A 2989-nucleotide genomic window follows, 5' to 3' on the forward strand; every position below is an offset into this window, starting at 1 on the left:
CTTTTGAACTTTACCAGGCCTTCCATAAAGCCACGCTTCATTGGATACCCTCGGGTCATCTCAGTTCTATTCTTTTTAAACGTACTATTATCAGAGAAACAGTTCATTTTTTTGAAATTTAGTTCCGGATTTCCGGAAACCCATTTCCAAGTTATGAACATTTATCATGGAGTTATGAACATGGGCATGTTCATAACTTGGGGTGTTTTTTATGTAAAGCGCATGGTTAAGGCTTTTTAGCGATGTTCATAACTTTTTCTTCTGAAACTCTTTTCCATAAACAATTACAGGCCATGAGGTATACGTATGTACCAAGTTATGAACATTAGCTTTCCGAACTAATCATTTCACAAAGTCAGAAAAGCCATGAAAGTTCCATCTGATCACATGTTAAAAGCATAAAAGTTATGAACATTTGCACAAGCCTTTATTGAAGCGGTGTCTAGAAGTTATGAACATATAATGTTCATAACTTTTGAGTTATGAACATGCACTCAAAAGCTTTACTGATAATTGTTTCAGAAGTTATGAACATAGTTATGAACATCTATTATTATATTTATATAAGAAAGAACAATATATATAATAAAAGAAAAAGCGCCCTGAAGGGCGCCAATCATTTTGAGCTTTTCAAACTGCTTTGTATTTTTTTCGAAGCTCTTCAAGAGCTACTGAATCAGGAAAATACTTTCTATCATAAAGGCATCCAAGATAATAAGACTCCTGTTGACCTCCCATAAGAGGACCTATTACAGCTGAAAAAAGCATAGAACCAAATATTGCAAAAAAGGGAATTGGATCCCTGATATCCCAAACATCGTCAAGCATTCCTTTGTCCCTCTTGAAAAATCCTTTTAACTTTTTAAATTTTCCTTTGAATAGAACAGCAAGAAACCAACCAAACTCAAGCGGCGATGTATAAGATCCCACACCTATCTTTGGCTTTACAGCTTTAACACTCTCAGGATCTTCCAAAAGGTTAACGTACATTTTTGGGAAATTGACTCCAGCTGCATAACCAACATAAACACCTGGACTCATCCTGGGATTGACATCAGTTAAATAGTAAGTGTTGCTAAATTCGTCATAAAGAAAATCTGTACATATATATCCAGTGTAATTCAATTCCTCTACGATTCGTTTCACATATTCATCGATTTCAGGAACATGACAGGTCAGCCTGTAAGTTCCAAAACCCCCTTCTTCAGGATATTCCCTTATATTTTTATACACTACATTGGAAAGCAGTTTTCCGTTGTAGGCCATTCCAGTAGTGCAAAATTGAGTTTTTGGAAGCAGTTGTTGGATCATATATTCATCAGCGTTGACAGTTGATCCAATCTCCTTTAAAGATTTTACAGACTCAATCACCTTTATGCCGATAGCTCCCCGATTTCTTCGGGGTTTTATTATCACCGGAAAACTCCAATCATTTTGCTCAAAGTCCCTCAAAAGAACCGTTTTTGGTGATGGAATGTCTAGAGCTCTTGCTAACTTTGAAACACTGTACTTGTCATGTAAAAAAGTGAGTACGGAATAATCAGAAAGAAGTAATTTCGCTTTACCCTTAAATCTGTCAAGATAATATGCGAGAACAAAAGTATCCTCAAAACCCGGGATGATAATGTCGATTTTGTAATCATCTACTATCTTGAGAAGAAAATCAATAAACTTTTCAGACTCTTCGCTAACTTTGGGATGAATAAAATGCTTTTTCACATAACGAGAATAGAGCCCAGCGCTCATTCTTACACTATCTGCTGCATATACTTCATGACCTGCCCGATGCAAAATCCTGATTGTGTCCAGCGAATACATCATTCGCGCTGTGGTTACCAATACCTTAGCCAAAGGTAATCACTCCCTAAAAGAAATCCTGAACTTATTATACTTCTTTGTTTTATAATATAAAGCGAATTTATCAAAGCGTAACTTTTTCTTTTATATAACATTTCATTAAATGCTTCTAAATTAAAAGCGAAATTCCAAATTAAACGCCACTAGTTACAATTTCTTTGAATGTATTTGTAATTTTTAGAATATCCGCTCTCACTACATCTTTATTTGTTACCAAACGATACATACCTCCCTCAGGAGGATTTATCTTTATTCCTGCCCTTTTCATTTCCTTTATTACCAGATCTGGCTCAGGTGTTTCAAGGCTGAAATACACCATATTTATATCCAGTTGATCTTTCATAAGCTGAAGACCAGGAATCTCTGAGAGCATTTCTGCAAGGAGCTTAGCATTTTCATGATCTTCTTCCAGCCTATCAATCATTTTCTCAAGTGCAACAATACCAGCAGCGGCTAATATTCCCGCCTGTCTCATACCGCCACCCATCAATTTCCTTCCTTTACGAGCCTTTTCAATAAACTTTTTTGAGCCGGCAAGGATAGAACCTACGGGAGCCGCGAGTCCCTTGGAAAGACAGAACATAACAGAATCCGCGGTGGCTGCTATTTTTTTAACATCTACTTTTGATGCAATAGCAGCATTGAAGATTCTTGCACCATCCAGATGTACGGGAATGGAAAATTCATCGGCGAGTTTCTTGACACTTTCCAGATATTCCAACGGCAGTACTCGTCCTGAAGAATGGGCGTTTTCCATGCAGATAAGACCAGTATCAGGATAATGAATGTCTTTGCCTCTAATGGAAGCCCTGAGCTTTTCAATTGACGGCATACCATTTGGGCTTTCAATCGTGCGAAGTTGCACAGAGGCTATGACAGCAGCTGCTCCCACTTCATGAACGAAGATGTGATTGGAATCAGGGACAATTACCTCATCCCCTCTTTTAGTATGGGTGAGTAAAGCGAGCTGGTTTCCAAAGGTACCAGAAGGCACAAAAAGAGCTGCTTCCTTTCCGACCATTTCAACTGCAAGAGCTTCAAGACGATTAACCGTAGGGTCGTCTCCGTACACATCATCGCCAACTTCAGCTTCATACATCGCCTTTCTCATTTCTTCTGTCGGTGTAGTCAC

At 38.0% G+C, this 2989-nt stretch carries 2 protein-coding genes; both read right to left on the reverse strand.

Annotated features, from left to right (window positions below):
* Nucleotides 1-630: 630 nt before the first annotated feature.
* Complete coding sequence (locus AC3LHT_RS10065) at nucleotides 631-1851, reverse strand: carboxylate--amine ligase (RefSeq protein WP_488662797.1); 1221 nt, start codon at nucleotides 1849-1851, stop codon at nucleotides 631-633.
* Nucleotides 1852-1990: 139 nt separating this feature from the next.
* A partial coding sequence (gene ltaE, locus AC3LHT_RS10070; protein WP_488662798.1) for a low-specificity L-threonine aldolase occupies nucleotides 1991-2989 on the reverse strand: 999 nt, incomplete at its 5' end.

This window comes from Kosmotoga sp. (assembly GCF_982836095.1).